Raw genomic sequence first — 15,614 nt, 5'->3', positions numbered from 1 at the left:
GGGATCGTCCGCGTACGCCCAGTACGCGGACGACCCTCCGCCTTGCGATGCACCGCACCAGACGCCGCGGGCCCCGCCCTCCGGGCGGACGACGCCACTTTCGAAACACGCCCTAGGGCGTGTTGATCCATACGGACTCCGCCCGTACCCGCCCTTCCTCGCCCGCACCACACGTACGACGTCCCCCGAGCCGCTATCAGAAAGGGGCAAGCACGTGTCCAACTCCCCCGGGAGAGCGCTGCGTTCGCTGTTCGGCGCACTGCTGCTCCTGCTCGCCGCCGCGCTGCTGACCGCACCCGCGGCCACCGCCCGCGCCCAGGCCGCCGCGCCGGTCCCCGCAGCCACCCTCACCGAGGTCACCGGCTTCGGAGCCAACCCCAGCAACCTCCAGATGTACGTGTACGCACCCGCCACCGTCACCGCGCACCCGGCCGTTCTCGTCGCCGTCCACTGGTGCGGCGGTTCCGGGCCCGCGATGTACTCCGGCACCGAGTACGCCCAACTCGCCGACCAGTACGGGTTCGTGATCGTCTACCCGTCCGTCACCCGCAGCAGCAAGTGCTTCGACGTCTCCTCCCCCCAGGCGCTCAAGCGCGGCGGTGGCAGCGACCCCGTCGGCATCAAGTCGATGATCGACTGGGTGAGCGCCACCTACGCGGCCGACACCGGACGCGTCTACGTCACCGGCATCTCCTCCGGGGCGATGATGACCAACGTCCTGCTCGGCGACTATCCCGACGTGTTCGCCGCAGGAGCCGCCTTCTCCGGGGTCCCGTTCGGCTGCTTCGCCACCACCGACGGATCCGAGTGGAACAGCGCCTGCTCCGGCGGCACCGTGATCCACACCGCACAGGAGTGGGGCGACCTCGCCCGCGGCGCCTACCCCGGCTACACCGGGACCCGGCCGCGCGTGCAGCTTTGGCACGGCACCGAGGACGACGTGCTGCGCTACCCCAACTTCGGCGAGGCGATCAAGCAGTGGACCAATGTGCGGGGTGTGAGCCAGACCCCGTCCGCCACCGACACGCCCGCCTCGGGCTGGACCCGCACCCGGTACGGTGGCACGGGTGACCAGGCCCCGGTGGAGGCCATCAGTCTCCAGGGCGTCGGCCACAACCTGTACGCCTGGGGCATGGCCGCCCGCGTGCTGACCTTCTTCGGCCTGGACGCCTCGGGTCCCGCGCCGCAACCCGAGCCCGGCAGTTGCAGGGTGAGTGCGACGACCAACGCCTGGAGCACCGGTCTGACCGCCTCGGTGACCCTCACCAACACGGGCGCCGCCACCGTCAACGGCTGGCAGCTCGGCTTCACCCTGCCCACCGGCCAGACCATCACCAACGGCTGGGGCGCCACATACGCTCCTGCCTCCGGAGCGGTGACGGCGACGAACGCGACGTACGACGCCACGCTCGCGCCGGGCGCGAGCGTCACCATCGGCTACCAGGCGAACCACACGGGCGACAGCGCCGCCCCCGGCTCCTTCACGCTCAACGGAGCTGCCTGCACGAAGAGTTGAGACCCCGCGTCCATGGGCGGCCGGCGTGCCCGGCTGCCCAGCGGGCCACCTCAGACAGCCTCTTGCCCGGCGGGCTGTTCCCCGCCGGCGGGGGAGAGGGGGACCGGCTTGGGCGCCGAACCGGCCGGCGAGGGAAGGTGGTTGAAGAGCAGGTTGAGCGCGATCGCCGTCACGCAGCCTGCGCTGATGCCGCTGTTCATCACTGTCTGGAACCAGTCGGGGAACTTCGCGTAGATCGTGGGCACGCCGACCGGCAGCATGCCCATCGCGACCGACACGGCCACCACTGTGAGGTTGTGGTTGTCCTTGAAGTCGACCCCGGCCAGCGTGCGCAGACCGCTCGCGGCCACGGTCCCGAACATCACGAGCCCGGCGCCGCCCAGCACCGGCGCCGGCACGGCCGCCACCACCGCGCCGAGCTTGGGCAGCAGCCCCAGCAGGACGAGGATGCCGCCCGCGGCGGCGACGACCCAGCGGCTGCGCACCCGGGTCATGCCCACCAGCCCGACGTTCTGCGCGTACGCCGTGTACGGGAACGTGTTGAAGACACCGCCGAGGACGGTCGACAGGCCGTCGGCGCGCAGGCCGTCGGAGAGGCCGCGCGGCTCGACCTCACGGCCCGTCAGCTCACCGACCGCGATGAGGTCGCCGGTCGTCTCGGTCATCGTCACCAGCGCCACGACGAGCATCGAGATGACCGCCGACGCCTCGAACGTGGGCGCGCCGAAGTGGAACGGCGTGCTGATCCCGACCCAGTCGGCGTCCCCGACCCCGTCGAAGTCCGTGAACCCGAACGGCACCGCGACGGCGAGCCCCACCACGATGCCGATCAGCACCGCGATCCGACTGAGGAACACCGGCGCGAACCGCTGCACGCCCAGCACCACCACGAGCACGAACGCGGCGAGCCCGATGTTCTTCGGCTCCCCGAAGTCCGCCGAACCGACGCCGCCGGCCGCCCAGTTGCCCGCGACCGGCAGCAGCGAGACACCGATGACCAGGATCACCGTGCCCGTGACCAGCGGTGGGAAGTAGCGCAACAGCCTGCCGAACACGGGTGCCAGCAGCACGATCGCGAGTCCCGCCACGATCACCGAGCCGTAGATCGCGGGCAGCCCGCCGCCCGTCGTCCCGATCAGCACCATCGGCGACACCGCCGCGAACGTACAGCCCTGCATGATCGGCAGCCGGACGCCGAAGCGCCAGAAGCCGACACACTGGATGAGCGTGGCGATGCCGCACACCAGTAGATCGGCGGTGATCAGATACGCCAGGTCGGCGGGCGACAGCTTCATCGCACCGCCCACGATCAGGGGCACGGCGACCGCGCCCGCGTACATCGCGAGCACATGCTGAAGGCCGAACGCGGCCAACTGGCGTACGGGCGGCACCTCGTCGACGGGATGAACGGGCGCGGTCGTGGCCATGGGCACTCCAGAGCGGCGGGGGAAGGGGGCGGCGGCATCCGCACTGCACGAGACCGTACGAGTCTTGAACAGTTTGTTGATTTCACGGACGTTGCGGCTGTGTGTCCTGTACACCGATCCCCGTCGGGTTCGCCGCGGCCCGCAGCGACGCCCAGTCCGGCAGTTTCACCACGTTCCGTCCCAGTGAGGCGCCCAGCTCCGCCTCGGCCCGCTCGATCGCCAGCCATCCGGCCCACTCGACGGGCTCGGCCCCGGCGGCTCGCAACTCCGCGAGCGGATCGCCGGGCAGCTCCCGCCGCACGAGGTCGGGGGCGTCCTCCAGCAGGGACGTCGCCGTCTCCTTCGCGCACGGCCGGTTGGTGCCGATGACGCCGGTCGGGCCCCGCTTGATCCAGCCTGCCACGTACTCGCCCGGCGTGACCGCGCCCTCGCGCAGCACCCGCCCGGCGAGCTGCGGCACCGTGCCCCGCTCCGGGTCGAACGGCAGCCCCTCCAGCGGCACCCCGCGATACCCCACCGACCGCAGCACCAACTGCGCCTCGACGTCCTCGTACCTGCCGGTGCCTGTCACTCCGCCGTGGCCGTCCGGGACGGTTCGCTCGAAGTGCACCGCACCCACCCGGCCCCCGTCGGCGCGCAGTTCGACGGGCCGGAGGAAGAACCGGAGCCGGATCCGTCGCCGGGCGTCGCGGGCCGGCGCCGACGCCCAGCCGCGCAGCACCTCCACGTTGCGCCGCTGCGCCGCCGGTAGTGCGGACGGATCGCCGTAGGCCGGGTCCAGCGCCAGTTCCGCCTCGTCCACGACCACCTCGGTGTCCGGCAGTCCGCCCAGCTCGCGCAGCTCCTTGGTGGTGAAGCGGGCCTGGGAGGGGCCGCGCCGGCCCACCATGTGGATCTCGGTCACCGTGCCGGCCGCCAGCGCGTTCAGCGCCGCCTGCGGCATGTCGGTGGGGCTCAGCTCGGCCGCGCCCCGGGCCAGGATCCGGGTGACGTCCACCGCGACATTCCCCACGCCGACTACGACGGCCGAGTGAACGTCCTGCAGAAACCGGCCGACGGCGGCGTCCGGATGCGCGCTGTACCAGGACACGAACTCCGTGGCCGACCAGCTGCCCGGCAGCTCCTCGCCGGGGATGCCGAGGCGGCGGTCCGTCGCGGCGCCCACGCAGTACACGACCGCGTGGTAGAGCCGGCGCAGCCGGGCCACGGGCACCCCGCCCGCGCCGACCCGGACCCCGCCGAGGAAGCGCACCCGCTCGTGCTCCAGCACCGCGCGCAGGTTCTGCTGGAGCGACTTGATCTTCTCGTGGTCCGGGGCGACGCCGTACCGCACGAGCCCGTACGGGCACGGCAGCCGGTCCAGGACGTCGACGAGCACCTCGGGGTCCTGCTGAACCAGACTCTGGGCGGTGTAGACCCCACTCGGCCCGGAGCCGACGACGGCGACACGCAGCACGGGCGGAACTCCTTACCCCTTGGGTCGGAGGAGATCGCTGGTGACTCCAGCATCGCACCATGGTCGCTCCGCTGACAGGGTGCTGTGCGGTTGCGACGCGCGCGTGTTCGTTCGTATGGAAAGTGATCATGAGGTTACGTTCCGTGTGTGCTAGAAGCATCGTTTCTTAATCTTTCTGATCGTTCCGCCGAGGACGGCGCGGTGTCCGTGTGGCCCGCGTGGGAGGTCCGGGAGGGTGGGGACGCCACTTCCTGGTTCCATGTCCGGCTGGCGTTCGCCGACGGGGCGCACGTCGAGCTGCTGGCCGTCGTCTCCGAGGGCCGCGTCTCCATCGAGGACATCCGGGCCCAGCCGGCCCTGTCCCTCGTCGATCTGACGGTGCTCGCGGAGTGGATCGAGGGCCCGCTGTTCGAGAACTGCGGCGGCACTGTCCCCGAGACGGAGGGCGCGGACGTCACGGAGCGCGCCGTGGATGCCGGTGTCGCGGCGTACGCCGACGAGCCCCCGGCCGTCCGCCGCGCCCGCCCGGCCTGGCCGCGCGGCGCCGAGGGGCGGCGGCTGGTGGCGCAGGAGTACCGCGCCGCGCAGGACGAGGGCGTGGATCCCGTCCTCGCGGTCATGTGCGCGACCGGGCACAGCCGACGCCGGTCCCTGAGGCTGATCTCACAGGCGCGGGACGCCGGATACCTGACGCCACGCCACGCTCGACGCTGAGTAAGGTGGTCGGCTTCACTGCATGGCGCGCATCCGTGTGATCTCACTCGTCTGCTGGGCCATCACGTCGTCCGCCATCTCCTCGATCCGCACGTTGTTGCCCTGCGTCTTGACCTCCGTGGCCATGGCGAGGGCGCCCTCGTGGTGGGTGATCATCAGCGTGAGGAAGAGCGCGTCGAACGCCTTGCCGCGCGCCGCACGCAAATTGGCCAACTGTGCCTCGGTGGCCATCCCGGGCATCGCCGTGTGCTGGTGACCGCTGCTCGCCGTTTCCTTGCCATATGTCGTGAGCCAGGCCTTCATGGCCTCGATCTCCGGCCCCTGTGCGGCTCCGATCCGCGCCGCGAGCCCCTTGACGGTGGTCGACTGGGCCTGTCCCGGGGCGAGTTCGGTCATCTCCAGTGCCTGTGCGTGGTGCTCGATCATCTTCTGCGCGTAGGCCACGTCGGCCGAGTTGGGCGTGTCGTCGTCGACGCGCTGCTCGGCCGCGTCCTGGGCGGAGAGGGTCCGGTTCGCCTCGCCCGGCTTGCCCGGCGCGATCACCGAAGGCCCTCTTGCCGCACTCGACTTGGTGTCCTTCCCGGAGTCGCAGCCCGTGAGGGCGAGTGCGAGCAGCAGCGAGGCTGTGACGAGGGGCACGCGGCGAACGAGCACAACGACCTCCTGGGGCAGGCGAGTTGGGACGGGGACCCGTCCTCGTAGGGATCTTCGCATCACTGGTCGCTTCACCGGCCGCATTGCTGACCAGAAAGATTCATTACGAGTGCGTTGCCAACCGTTGATATGTGCATGATGAAGACGATACTTCGGAGCACCGTGAACCGTTCCTGTGCGAACGGCGACGAGGGAGGATGCAGTGACCCTGTTGAACGATCCCCGAACACGCCGCAGACGGCTGGGAGTCGCAGCCGCGTGCGGCGGACTTCTGGCAGCGCTTCTGACCGCGGTGCCGGCGGCCGCGACCCCCGACCCGGGGGACGGTCCGGCCGTGCAGCGCGAGGTGTCCCAGGGCGTCCGGGCCGAGGCGATCGCGGCGGGCGAGATACCCGGGCAGGACGAGATCGTCCACTCCGCCAACATCGAGCATCTGACGAACATCCCCAAGGACGCCCTGCCGGGCACCAACTCGGACTTGGCCTTCCAGGGCAAGTACGCCTTCTCCGGCAACTACGACGGCTTCCGCATCTTCGACATCAGCAACCCGAAGTCCCCGAAGACCGTGGCCCAGGTGCTCTGCCCCGGCTCGCAGAACGACATCTCCGTCTCCGGCAACCTGCTCTTCCTGTCGACCGACTCCTCGCGCAGCGACAGCAGTTGCAACAGCACCACACAGCCGGTGACCGAGAAGTCCTCCTGGGAGGGCATGAAGGTCTTCGACATCAGCGACAAGGCGAACCCGAAGTACGTCGCCGCCGTGGAGACCGCCTGCGGCTCGCACACGCACACCCTGGTGCCCGAGCGCAAGAACGTCTACATCTACGTCTCCTCGTACTCGCCGAACGCCGCCTACCCCGACTGCCAGCCTCCGCACGACGGCATCTCGGTCATCAAGGTGCCGCGCAAGGCGCCCGAGGAGGCGGCGGTCGTGAGCTTCCCCGTGCTGTTCCCGGGCGAGGGCCCGGACGGCGGCGGCAACCCCGGCGCCCCCACGAACCCCGGCGTCTCCAAGACCACCGGCTGCCACGACATCACCGTACTGCCGGAGAAGGACCTGGCGGCCGGCGCCTGCATGGGTGACGGCATCCTGTTCTCGATCAAGGACCCGGAGCACCCGAAGGTCATCGACCAGGTCCAGGACAACGTCAACTTCGCGTTCTGGCACTCGGCGACCTTCAACCAGAAGGCGAACAAGGTCGTGTTCACCGACGAGCTCGGCGGCGGTGGTGCGGCCACCTGCAACGAGGCGACCGGCCCGAACCGCGGCGCCGACGGCATCTACGACATCGTCGGCAAGGGCGACAAGCGCAAGCTCGTCTTCCGCGGCTACTACAAGATCCCGCGCCACCAGGCGGACACCGAGAACTGCGTCGCCCACAACGGCTCGCTGATCCCGGTCAAGGGCAAGGACCTCATGGTCCAGGCCTGGTACCAGGGCGGCGTCTCCGTCTGGGACTTCACCGACTCGGCGAATCCGAAGGAGATCGCCTACTTCGAGCGCGGCCCGCTGAGCACCACGACCCTGCAGACCGGCGGCGCGTGGTCGGCGTACTACTACAACGGCTACATCTACTCCAACGACATCGCCAAGGGCTTCGACGTGCTGAAGCTCGACGACCGTCGCACGGATCCGGCGAAGCGGGTCCACCTGCGCGAGCTCAACGTCCAGACGCAGCCGGACTACTTCGACTGATCCCCGGCAGCCGGGTCCGTCGCGAAGAACCGCGACAGATCGGTGTCACATCTCCCGCCGGGCGCCTCGGCGTCCGGCGGGACCCCCTGCTCCCAGTCGAGCCGGTAGCGCGCGAACAGCTCGGCGCGCAGGGCCGCGAGCGGCAGGGGCACATTGGGCAGCACCATCGCGTAGACGGCTCCCATCAGCTGGGAGCGCAGCATCGGGTAGTCGTGGTCGACGTCCTGCGCCCCGTGCCGGACAGCGGTGTCCCGCAGCAGCTCGGCCAGCCGTTGCTGCTCCGGGCACTGCACGAACCCCTCGGCCTGCAGCAGCCCCGCCATGTGCTGGCGCATCAGCACCGTACGGTCCCGGGTCAGGCCCAGGATCGCGTCGATGGCCCGCGCCATCCGCTCCCGGCCGTCCTCGGCGCGCGGCTCACGCTCCAGCGCCTCCAGCAGTGTGCAGTGCATCAGCCGGTGCACGGCCGACTGCACCAACTGCCGCTTGCCGGGGAAGTAGTACGACACCAGACCGCGCGCGGAGCCGGCCCGGTCCGCGATGTCGGCGAGGGTCGTCGCCTCGTACCCGCGCTCGCTCACCAGCTCCACCGCCGCCTGCAGGAGCCGCTCCCGGGAACGCCGCCGCAATTCTTCATTGACCGAGGCGCTGCGCGGGGACATCCTGTAACTCCTGCGTTGACTGGCTGGCAGCCAACTATACTCAGGGCCTCCCGGTCCACTCCCGATGGAGCGCGCCGGGTTGCCGCCTGCTCTGGGCGACGCGGGGGATCGTCCAGAGTGGGCGCGCTTTTCCTCTGAAAGTGGCCTGAGGCTACTGCTTGCGGGATGGCGAGCCGGCGTCCCGCGACAGCTCGCCACACCTCACCCCGCTCCGGTCACGACCGCCCCCCCGCTGCCGTTGCTGTGCCGCGATCGCCAGCGTCACCAGTAGCGCCCCCAGCAGCCAGCCGCCCAGGACGTCCGACGGCCAGTGCACGCCCAGCCAGATCCGGGTCAGCCCCACGCCCACCACGGAGACCACCGCCACCGCCAGCGCCGTACGCCATATGACGGGCCCGACGCCGTGCCGGTGCAGCAGCCACAGCAGGAGGCCGAACACCACGGTCGCGGTGAGCGCATGCCCGGAGGGATACGCGGCGTAGTGCGCGGAGTCGACGGGGTCGGGCCACACCGGACGGGCCCGGCCGACCCCGGCCTTGAGGCCCTGCTGGATCAGCGTGCCCAGCACCGACGTGACGACCAGCCACCCGGCCGTCCACCAGGCCGCGTGCCGCCACACCAGCCATACGGCGACCGCCGCGCCGAGCAGACGCATGGTCAGGGGGTCCCAGACCCAGTCCGTGAGGATGCGGCAGGCCTGGGTGACGTCGGGGGCGGCGACGGCCCAGCGGTGGGCGGTGCGGGAGATGTCGCCGTCGACGGAGATCAGCGGATGCCACTGGACTGCGACCAGGACGAGGAGCAGACCGGAGCACACACCAAGGACCAGGGCGCTGCGGAGGGCCGGGCGCAGGGCGCCGGGGCGGAGCCGGGGACGGGGCGGGGAGTCGACGGACGGGTTGGGCATGGGTCGATCCTCGCCGAACCGGGGGGCGAGAGGCGAACCCGGGGGCTCGCCCTGGCCACAGGGGCGCTGGTTCCGGCCTTCGGGGGGCTGATTCCAGCCGTGGAGCGACGGTTTCCCGGGCAGTGGGCGGTCAGCCCAGTGCCCGCAGGCCTGGGACCAGGGTCACCAGCACGGGGATCACCGGTACCAGGGAGGCCGCTGCCGTCAGGCGGAGTCTTCGGGCGGCGGTGAGGCGGTCGGGCGGGGTGAGCAACCGGTGCACGCGCTGCGGGAGATGGGCCTGCGGGGTGGGGGAGGGGCCGAACACGCCCCGGTCCTCGTTGAGTTCCACCAGCGCCAGCGCGGTCGTCAGTCGCCCGAAGCGGCGGGAGGCCATGTCGTCGGCGGACAACTCGACCAGCCGGTGCATCTCGTCGCGGAACGCGGCGAACACCGGCACCTGCGGGAACCCGGTGGCCAGCGCCGTCGAGCAGTGCAGCAACCAGTCGTGCCGCGCCTGGGCGTGCCCCTGTTCGTGCGCGAGCACCGCATCGAGCCGGCGGCCCTTCAATCGCCGCAACGCGGCTGTCGTGATGACCAGTCGGGGTTCCGCGCCGGTCAGCCACCAGGCGTCGGGACGCTCGCCCTCCAGTACGAGCAGCCGCCCCCTGGCGAACTCCTCGCCCGGCAACAGCGGGGCACGCAGCCGGAGTTCAGCGCGCCGGGACCGGGCTCGGGCCCGACTGCGCAGCACCTCCCGCACCAGCATCGCCCCGCTCCACAGCCCGCCGCACGCGAGCGTCACCGCGGTCGCCGCCGCCCAGGGACCGGCCGCACCCAGTGCGTACGCCTCCACGACCGGCGAAGGGGCCGGTGCGAAGACCTGGCCGCGCACCGCGTGCCAGGCCGCCGCCGCGCTGAGCGTCATCGACAGCGCGCAGCACAGCAGGACCGCCGCCACCACGCACTGCCACGCCCACAGGGCCACCACCGGTTCGTGGTCCGGCCAGTCGGCCCGGGCGATCAGCCGGGGGCCGACGACGGCGGTCAGGGCGCCGAGCAGCAGCAGGACCGCGGGGACCATCATGGACAGCACCCTATGAGCGGCGTGCTGCTCAGGGGTACGACTTGTCACGGCGAAGTGACGCAGACCACGCCCGGACACACGGACTGCCGCCGCCCGTCCGGCGGTTGGGGCGGGGGATCACATCGTCAGCAGCATGGCGAGCATCCCGACGCCCATCGCCAGCCGGCAGGCGCGCGCCACCTCGGGCCGGTCGCCCCACGCGAGGGCGGCTCCGCCCGCCCCGGGCACGGGCAGCAGTCGGACTCCGGAGAGCAGGACGTACCCGGTGAAGTACAGCAGCAGCGCGCCCGTCAGCAGCGGGATCCCCGAGCCGCCGTGCGCGTGCCCGTGTGCGTGCGCCGGCGAGGACGAGGGCGAGGCGGCCATCGCGGCCGCCATGTAGACCATCGCCCCGGTCCCCACCAGGTGGTGCAGGTGGTGCGGGTTCGTACGGGCCGCCCGCAGGGCCCACAGGGTCCGCAGTGCCGCCGCGCCGAACACCGCCGTATACGCCGGCCAGGCCCACGCCGGTGGGGTGAACACGGCCGGGGGCACGGCCATCGCGGCCATCCCGAAGCCCATCAGCGCCTCGCCGCCCGCGGCCCTGCGCTGTTCCTCGACGGCGCTGCGCATCCGCAGCAGACAGTAGGCCCCGGTCGCCGCACACAGCGCGACCAGCAGCCAGCCGGGCGAAGCCGGTCCGTGCACGCGCACCTCCCGCTCGACGTTCCCCGTCGAGGAATTCGATGCCCACGCCACGCCGGACCACGCCACGCACACGCGGGCGCAAGGGTGTACACGGGGAGCATTCGACGGAGCACGGCAGGTGCCGCAGTATTTCATAAGTAAAACACACGTTAAATTAACTTGTGTGCCCCACCGCGGCATGGCGCCCCGACTGTCCCGGCCGCACGGTTCCGAGCGCCGTGCCACCGCCCACGCCCTGACCGCGGCCGCCGCGCACGCTGCCACGGACGACGCCGACGAGGGTCACGCCCCGACGCGTGCCGCCGCGGCCGCCGCCGTGCACGCCGCCTGGCAGTCCCTCCTGTCGGCCCGCGCCGGCGAGACGCGCCGCGCCCTGGAACGACTCCTCGGCCGAGCCGAGATCGCCCTCGCGGCCCCCGCCGACAACGACCCGGCCCGGCTGCGCGACAGGGCCCGCGAACTGCGTGCCACCGGCCCGGTCCCGCATCCGGCCGACCTCGTCGACGACGACGAGCTCCACGGCCTCGACGCCGAACTCGCCACCGGCCGGACGTCGTTGCGGCATCGCCTCGGCCACCTCGCGCCGATCGCCGTACGCACGGCGCTCGGCTGCGCCCCCGCCGGATACGCCTCCCTCGCCCTCGGTGTCGGCCGCCCGTACTGGGCCCTGGTCACCGCCGCCTCCCTCTACCAGGCGAACGTCGTCCTCACCTGGAGCCGCGGAGTCCAGCGCGTCGTCGGCAACCTCGTCGGCGTCCTCGCGTTCGCCGCGCCGGCCCCGCTCGCCCACGTCCACCCTGCGGCCCTCGTCCTGATCCGCCTCGCCCTCAACTTCGGCGCCGAGGCGCTGATGGGCCGCAACTACTGGCTCGGCAGCGTCTGCGTGACCCCGATGGCGCTGCTCATCACCGAGTTCGCGCAGGTCCAGGACTCCGGTCTGCTGATCACCGAGCGGCTCGTCGACACCCTCGTGGGCGCCGTGGTCGGCTTCCTCGCCGCGGTCGCCGTCACCAACCGCCGGGCCGGCGACCGCCTCGGACACGCCCTGACGGCCGTCGAACGGGCCCGCGAGCACGCCGCCCGCCTCCTGGCGGAGCGCCGGCCGACCCCTGGCGCCCTGGAATGCGCCCGCCGCGGCCTCAGCGCCGCGCTGGTCGAGCTGCGCGCCACCGCCGACGCGGCGTCCGGCGAGTGGGGGCAGCGCGCCCTGCCCGAGGAGCGGGTCGTGACGGCCGAACCGTGCGGACACCGTACGCTCGCGGCGACGGTACGGCGCCAGGGGCTGCTCCTGGACCGGGACGCGAGTACGAAAGCGGAGGACGCGCGGCGATGACGGCGACGCAGGGACGGGCGGCGGCCGAGAACGGGAGAGGGGACGGCTCCCAGGACCCCACGACGGACGAAACACCCCGAGAACACCCCACGGCCGACGGGGGGAGCGGGGCGTGGCCGGATTCCGGTGGCCCGGAGAGGAACGACACGGTTGCCGCCGTCGTACGGCAGTGGCAGGCCGTGCGGCCCGAGCTCGACACCGCGCCCATGGAGATCATCGGCCGGGTCAACCGCTGTGCCGCCCTCCTTCAGCAGGCCGAGGACGCACCCCTGCGCCGGGCCGGCCTGAGCCGCCCCGAGTTCGACCTGCTCGGCGCGCTGCGCCGCACCGGCCACGAGCTGACCCCCGGCGAACTGGCCCGCGAGACCTTCTCCTCCGGAGCCGCCGTCACCAAACGCCTCAAGCAGCTCACCGAACGCGGTCTGGTGGAGCGGCGCGGCGACACGCGCGACCGCCGCGTCGCCCACCTCCGTCTCACCGGCGCCGGACGTGACCTCGTCGACGGCATCATGCCCGAGCAACTCGCCTACGAGAGCGCCGTACTGGCCGCCCTGGACGGGGACCGGCAGGGCGAACTGGCCGACCTGCTGGGCGAGTTGTTGAGCCGGTTGGAGGGGCTCATGCGGACGCTGCGGGTCTGAGCGCCTCGTCGACCCCGCTCCACAGACGCTGGTCGGCGGCGACCGACGACTTCAACGCAACCGGTCCGGGCTCACCCCTCGTCTCCGGCCCGATACACGCCGAACACCGCGCCCAGGGGGTCCCGCAGCACGGCGATCCGCGGACCGTCCGGTACCGAGGTCGGCTCCATGAGGGCGGTGCCGCCCGCCCCGAGCGCGGTCTGCGTGGAGGCCTCCACGTCGGCCACCGCGAAGTACGGCAGCCAGTGCGGCGGCACCTCGGGCGGGAACTTGTCGTCCATCGTGATCATGCCGCCGAAGTCGGCGCCGCCGACGCCCCACTGCAGATAGTTCTCGGAGGGACTGACGGTCCAGCCGAACACGGTGGTGTAGAAGGTCTCCGCCCGCTCGGGATCCCGGGTCAGCAGCTCGACCCAGCCGAGCGAGCCGGGCGCGTTGAACAGCCCGGCGCCGGGGAAGGCCCGGGCCTGCCACAGCTGGAACGCGGCGCCGCCCGGGTCGAGGGCGACCACGAAACGACCCACCTCGAAGACGCCCATCGGTCCGACCAGCACCTTGCCGCCGGCCTCCGTGACCAGCCGGGCGCTGACATCCGCGTCGGTCACCGCGAACGACACGTTCCAGGCGCACGGCTGTGCCTCCTGGTACAGGGGAGTCAGCGCCGCGACGGCCGCCCTGCCGAGGTGCGCGACCGTGTAGCCGCCCGCCTTCTGCCGCGGATCCGTCTCCGCACGCCAACCGAACAGTTCCGCGTAGAACCGTTTCGCCACCTCAAGCTCACTGGTTCCCAGCTCGGCCCAGCAGGGCCCGCCGGGCACGGGCGCGTCGAGCTTCATGGTGTTCCTTCCGAAGGGAACCCCCTCCAGCACGCTAAGCCTCCCCCCGGCCCACGGCATCCCCTGACCGTCCCTAGGGCTCCGAGGCCGTTCACCGTCAGCCCGGCGGTGTGACGAGCCCCGTCTCGTAGGCGGTGATGACGAGCTGGACCCGGTCCCGGGCGCCCAGTTTGGTGAGCAGCCGTGACACATGCGACTTCGTGGTGGCCACCGTGATGAAGAGTTCCTCGGCGATCTCGGTGTTCGACCGGCCGCGCCCGACCAGGGTCAGCACTTCCCGTTCCCGCTCGGTGATGCCCTCGACCGGCCGCGGGGAGCGCCGCGGACCGGCCGCGGGACGCTCGACGAAGTCCGCGATCAGACGACGGGTCACGCCCGGCGCGATCAGCGCGTCACCGGCGGCGACCACACGGATCGCCGCGAGGATGTCGTCCAGCGCCATGTCCTTGACCACGAAGCCGCTCGCGCCGGCCCGGAGCGATCCGTAGACGTACTCGTCCTCGTCGAAGGTGGTCAGGACGAGGACGCGTGCGGTCGCCGGACCGGCCGTGATCAGACGGGTGGCCTCGATCCCGTCCATGCCGGGCATGCGGATGTCCATGACCACGACGTCGGGGCAGACCTCCCTGACCAGCTGAACCGCCTCGGCGCCGGTGGCGGCTTCACCGACGACCTCCAGGTCGGCGTGATCGGCCATGATCACCCGGAGACCGGACCGAACCAACGGCTGGTCGTCGGCGAGCACCACCCGGACGGTCATCGGGCCTCCGCCGGAACTGCCACGGGTGCGGGCAGCGGCAGCCCGGCAGCCACCCGGAAGCCGCCCTCGGGGCGCGGTCCGGCGCTGAGACGGCCGCCCAGCAGGCCGACCCGCTCCCGCATCCCGATGATGCCGAAGCCGTGGGCCGAGCCGTTCTCGTCGGCGCCGCGCCCCTCGTCGACGACCTCCACGGACAGTTCCCGCTCTCCGTAGTCGATGGCCACACGGCAACTCCCGGTACCCGCGTGCCGGACCACGTTGGCCAGCGCTTCCTGCACGATGCGGTAGGCGGACAGGTCGATGTCGGCCGGCACGGGACGCTGCCTCCCGCTGCGGCGCACGTCGACGCGGACCCCCGCGACCGCGGTCGCCGCCGCCAGCCGTTCGACGTCCGCCAGCCCCGGTGAGGGCGCGAGCGGTGACTGCTCCGAGGCGCTCGCGCCCCGATCGGCCTGGCGGAGCGACACCAACGTGCGCCGAAGGCCCGACAGGGTCTCTCTGCTGGTGTCCTCGACGGCCCGCAGAGCCTCGCGCGCCTGTGCCGGCTGGGTCTCGATGACCCGGCTGCCCATGCCGGCCTGGATGGCGATGACGCCGATGCTGTGGGCGACCATGTCGTGCAACTCCCGTGCGATCCTCAGCCGTTCGGCGGTCACGGCCTCGGCCACCTCCTGTGCGCGCAGCGCGGCCGCGTGCTCGCGGCGCTCGCGGCTCAGCAGACCGGCCATGCAGGACGCGGCCATCGCCAGAAGAGCCATCACCCCGTTGACGGCCAGGCCGTCCCCGTGCGAGAAACCCCCGATCACCAGAAGCTGCACGGCACCGGCCACGGCCACGGCGACCGTCGAAGCGCGCCCTGCGCAGGTGGCGACGATGAAGCCCAGCACGAGGTCCACCGCCAGAAACGACAGGAACTGGCCCTGATAGGACGCCGCCGGGCCCTCAGGGACGGAACTCGGAGGGCCTACCACCACAGCAGTGGATCCGAGGAGCGCCATGGCCAGAGCGGCCGGCGGCATCCGTCGTACGACGCCGACGAGCAGGCACCCGGCCAGCAGCGCCCCCACTCCGTGGACCGCGCCCGACGCCCGCGGCGCGGCCCCCACCAGCAGGCCCACCGTGAGGACATAGGAGGCGCCTCCCGCCCAGGCCACGGCCCTTGTTCCCGTCATCGGCGGTGTGCTCTCTCGGGACCAACGCCGCGGTGTGCGACGGGCGCGGGCAGCAAAGTGGGCGTCAGGGGATTCACGCCGCGAGAC

Annotated in this window: 14 protein-coding genes and 1 pseudogene; 5 read left to right on the top strand and 10 right to left on the bottom strand. The window is 71.9% G+C overall.

Annotated features, from left to right (window positions below; translation table 11 throughout):
- Positions 1-214 precede the first annotated feature (214 nt).
- The gene (locus ACIBTS_RS39205) at positions 215-1,516 is read left to right on the top strand and encodes a PHB depolymerase family esterase (protein WP_399325423.1); all 1,302 of its coding nucleotides are present in this window, start codon (positions 215-217) and stop codon (positions 1,514-1,516) included.
- A 50-nt stretch (positions 1,517-1,566) separates the two neighbouring features.
- Here the strand turns inward: ACIBTS_RS39205 and ACIBTS_RS39200 are convergent, their stop codons facing one another.
- Entirely contained in the window at positions 1,567-2,943 is a 1,377-nt protein-coding gene (locus tag ACIBTS_RS39200) for a nucleobase:cation symporter-2 family protein (RefSeq protein WP_399325422.1), read from the bottom strand.
- A gap of 82 nt (positions 2,944-3,025) precedes the next feature.
- Positions 3,026-4,399 carry an FAD-dependent oxidoreductase gene (locus ACIBTS_RS39195; RefSeq protein WP_399325421.1) on the bottom strand — a complete coding sequence of 458 codons (1,374 nt, stop codon included), beginning with the start codon at positions 4,397-4,399 and terminating at the stop codon, positions 3,026-3,028.
- A 201-nt stretch (positions 4,400-4,600) separates the two neighbouring features.
- Here ACIBTS_RS39195 and ACIBTS_RS39190 point away from each other — a divergent pair, with 201 nt between their 5' ends.
- Positions 4,601-5,113, top strand: a complete 513-nt coding sequence (locus ACIBTS_RS39190) for a DUF6214 family protein (RefSeq protein ID WP_399325420.1) — start codon at positions 4,601-4,603, stop codon at positions 5,111-5,113.
- A 15-nt stretch (positions 5,114-5,128) separates the two neighbouring features.
- On the opposite strand, the gene ACIBTS_RS39185 is transcribed toward ACIBTS_RS39190, so the two are convergent.
- Positions 5,129-5,827 carry a DUF305 domain-containing protein gene (locus ACIBTS_RS39185; RefSeq protein WP_399325419.1) on the bottom strand — a complete coding sequence of 233 codons (699 nt, stop codon included), beginning with the start codon at positions 5,825-5,827 and terminating at the stop codon, positions 5,129-5,131.
- 142 nt (positions 5,828-5,969) lie between these two features.
- Between ACIBTS_RS39185 and ACIBTS_RS39180 the strand changes: the two genes are divergently transcribed.
- Positions 5,970-7,463, top strand: coding sequence for an LVIVD repeat-containing protein (locus ACIBTS_RS39180; protein ID WP_399325418.1), 1,494 nt, complete (start codon positions 5,970-5,972; stop codon positions 7,461-7,463).
- On the opposite strand, the gene ACIBTS_RS39175 is transcribed toward ACIBTS_RS39180, so the two are convergent.
- The 4 genes from ACIBTS_RS39175 to ACIBTS_RS39160 form a co-directional block, all read right to left on the bottom strand.
- Complete coding sequence (locus tag ACIBTS_RS39175; RefSeq protein WP_399325417.1) at positions 7,451-8,125, bottom strand: TetR/AcrR family transcriptional regulator; 675 nt, start codon at positions 8,123-8,125, stop codon at positions 7,451-7,453. The genes ACIBTS_RS39180 and ACIBTS_RS39175 overlap by 13 nt on opposite strands.
- 151 nt (positions 8,126-8,276) lie before the next feature.
- Positions 8,277-9,032, bottom strand: coding sequence for a phosphatase PAP2 family protein (locus tag ACIBTS_RS39170; protein ID WP_399325416.1), 756 nt, complete (start codon positions 9,030-9,032; stop codon positions 8,277-8,279).
- Between the two features lie 130 nt (positions 9,033-9,162).
- Entirely contained in the window at positions 9,163-10,098 is a 936-nt protein-coding gene (locus tag ACIBTS_RS39165) for a M56 family metallopeptidase (protein ID WP_399325415.1), read from the bottom strand.
- A 117-nt stretch (positions 10,099-10,215) separates the two neighbouring features.
- Complete coding sequence (locus tag ACIBTS_RS39160; protein WP_319676912.1) at positions 10,216-10,785, bottom strand: DUF5134 domain-containing protein; 570 nt, start codon at positions 10,783-10,785, stop codon at positions 10,216-10,218.
- A gap of 175 nt (positions 10,786-10,960) precedes the next feature.
- Here ACIBTS_RS39160 and ACIBTS_RS39155 point away from each other — a divergent pair.
- Both ACIBTS_RS39155 and ACIBTS_RS39150 read left to right on the top strand, forming a co-directional pair.
- A pseudogene (locus tag ACIBTS_RS39155) lies at positions 10,961-12,118 on the top strand (FUSC family protein); the annotation flags it as partial.
- Positions 12,115-12,759 (top strand): MarR family winged helix-turn-helix transcriptional regulator, encoded by a 645-nt coding sequence (locus ACIBTS_RS39150; RefSeq protein WP_399325414.1) that lies wholly within the window; start codon positions 12,115-12,117, stop codon positions 12,757-12,759. The pseudogene ACIBTS_RS39155 and the gene ACIBTS_RS39150, both read left to right, overlap by 4 nt.
- Before the next feature lie 71 nt (positions 12,760-12,830).
- On the opposite strand, the gene ACIBTS_RS39145 is transcribed toward ACIBTS_RS39150, so the two are convergent.
- From ACIBTS_RS39145 to ACIBTS_RS39135, 3 genes are all read right to left on the bottom strand, one after another.
- On the bottom strand, positions 12,831-13,595 hold the full coding sequence (locus ACIBTS_RS39145) for a VOC family protein (RefSeq protein ID WP_399325413.1): 765 nt from the start codon (positions 13,593-13,595) through the stop codon (positions 12,831-12,833).
- A 97-nt stretch (positions 13,596-13,692) separates the two neighbouring features.
- Positions 13,693-14,355 carry a response regulator gene (locus ACIBTS_RS39140; RefSeq protein WP_399325412.1) on the bottom strand — a complete coding sequence of 221 codons (663 nt, stop codon included), beginning with the start codon at positions 14,353-14,355 and terminating at the stop codon, positions 13,693-13,695.
- On the bottom strand, positions 14,352-15,527 hold the full coding sequence (locus tag ACIBTS_RS39135) for a sensor histidine kinase (protein ID WP_399325411.1): 1,176 nt from the start codon (positions 15,525-15,527) through the stop codon (positions 14,352-14,354). Before ACIBTS_RS39135 ends, ACIBTS_RS39140 begins: the two co-directional genes overlap by 4 nt.
- Positions 15,528-15,614: the final 87 nt, after the last annotated feature.

The organism is Streptomyces sp. NPDC050121 (assembly GCF_044460385.1).
GTDB lineage: Bacteria > Actinomycetota > Actinomycetes > Streptomycetales > Streptomycetaceae > Streptomyces > Streptomyces soliscabiei.
The sequence above is the reverse complement of the archived record's forward strand: the minus strand, read 5'-3'. Positions and strand labels throughout refer to the sequence as shown.

Excerpts from the sequence above, each read along its gene's own strand:
- ACIBTS_RS39170 (WP_399325416.1), bottom strand. The coding sequence starts at position 9,032 with ATGCCCAACCCGTCCGTCGACTCCCCGCCCCGTCCCCGGCTCCGCCCC.
- ACIBTS_RS39165 (WP_399325415.1), bottom strand. The coding sequence starts at position 10,098 with ATGATGGTCCCCGCGGTCCTGCTGCTGCTCGGCGCCCTGACCGCCGTC.
- ACIBTS_RS39175 (WP_399325417.1), bottom strand. The coding sequence starts at position 8,125 with ATGTCCCCGCGCAGCGCCTCGGTCAATGAAGAATTGCGGCGGCGTTCC.
- ACIBTS_RS39135 (WP_399325411.1), bottom strand. The coding sequence starts at position 15,527 with ATGACGGGAACAAGGGCCGTGGCCTGGGCGGGAGGCGCCTCCTATGTC.
- ACIBTS_RS39140 (WP_399325412.1), bottom strand. The coding sequence starts at position 14,355 with ATGACCGTCCGGGTGGTGCTCGCCGACGACCAGCCGTTGGTTCGGTCC.
- ACIBTS_RS39145 (WP_399325413.1), bottom strand. The coding sequence starts at position 13,595 with ATGAAGCTCGACGCGCCCGTGCCCGGCGGGCCCTGCTGGGCCGAGCTG.
- ACIBTS_RS39150 (WP_399325414.1), top strand. The coding sequence starts at position 12,115 with ATGACGGCGACGCAGGGACGGGCGGCGGCCGAGAACGGGAGAGGGGAC.
- ACIBTS_RS39200 (WP_399325422.1), bottom strand. The coding sequence starts at position 2,943 with ATGGCCACGACCGCGCCCGTTCATCCCGTCGACGAGGTGCCGCCCGTA.
- ACIBTS_RS39185 (WP_399325419.1), bottom strand. The coding sequence starts at position 5,827 with ATGCGAAGATCCCTACGAGGACGGGTCCCCGTCCCAACTCGCCTGCCC.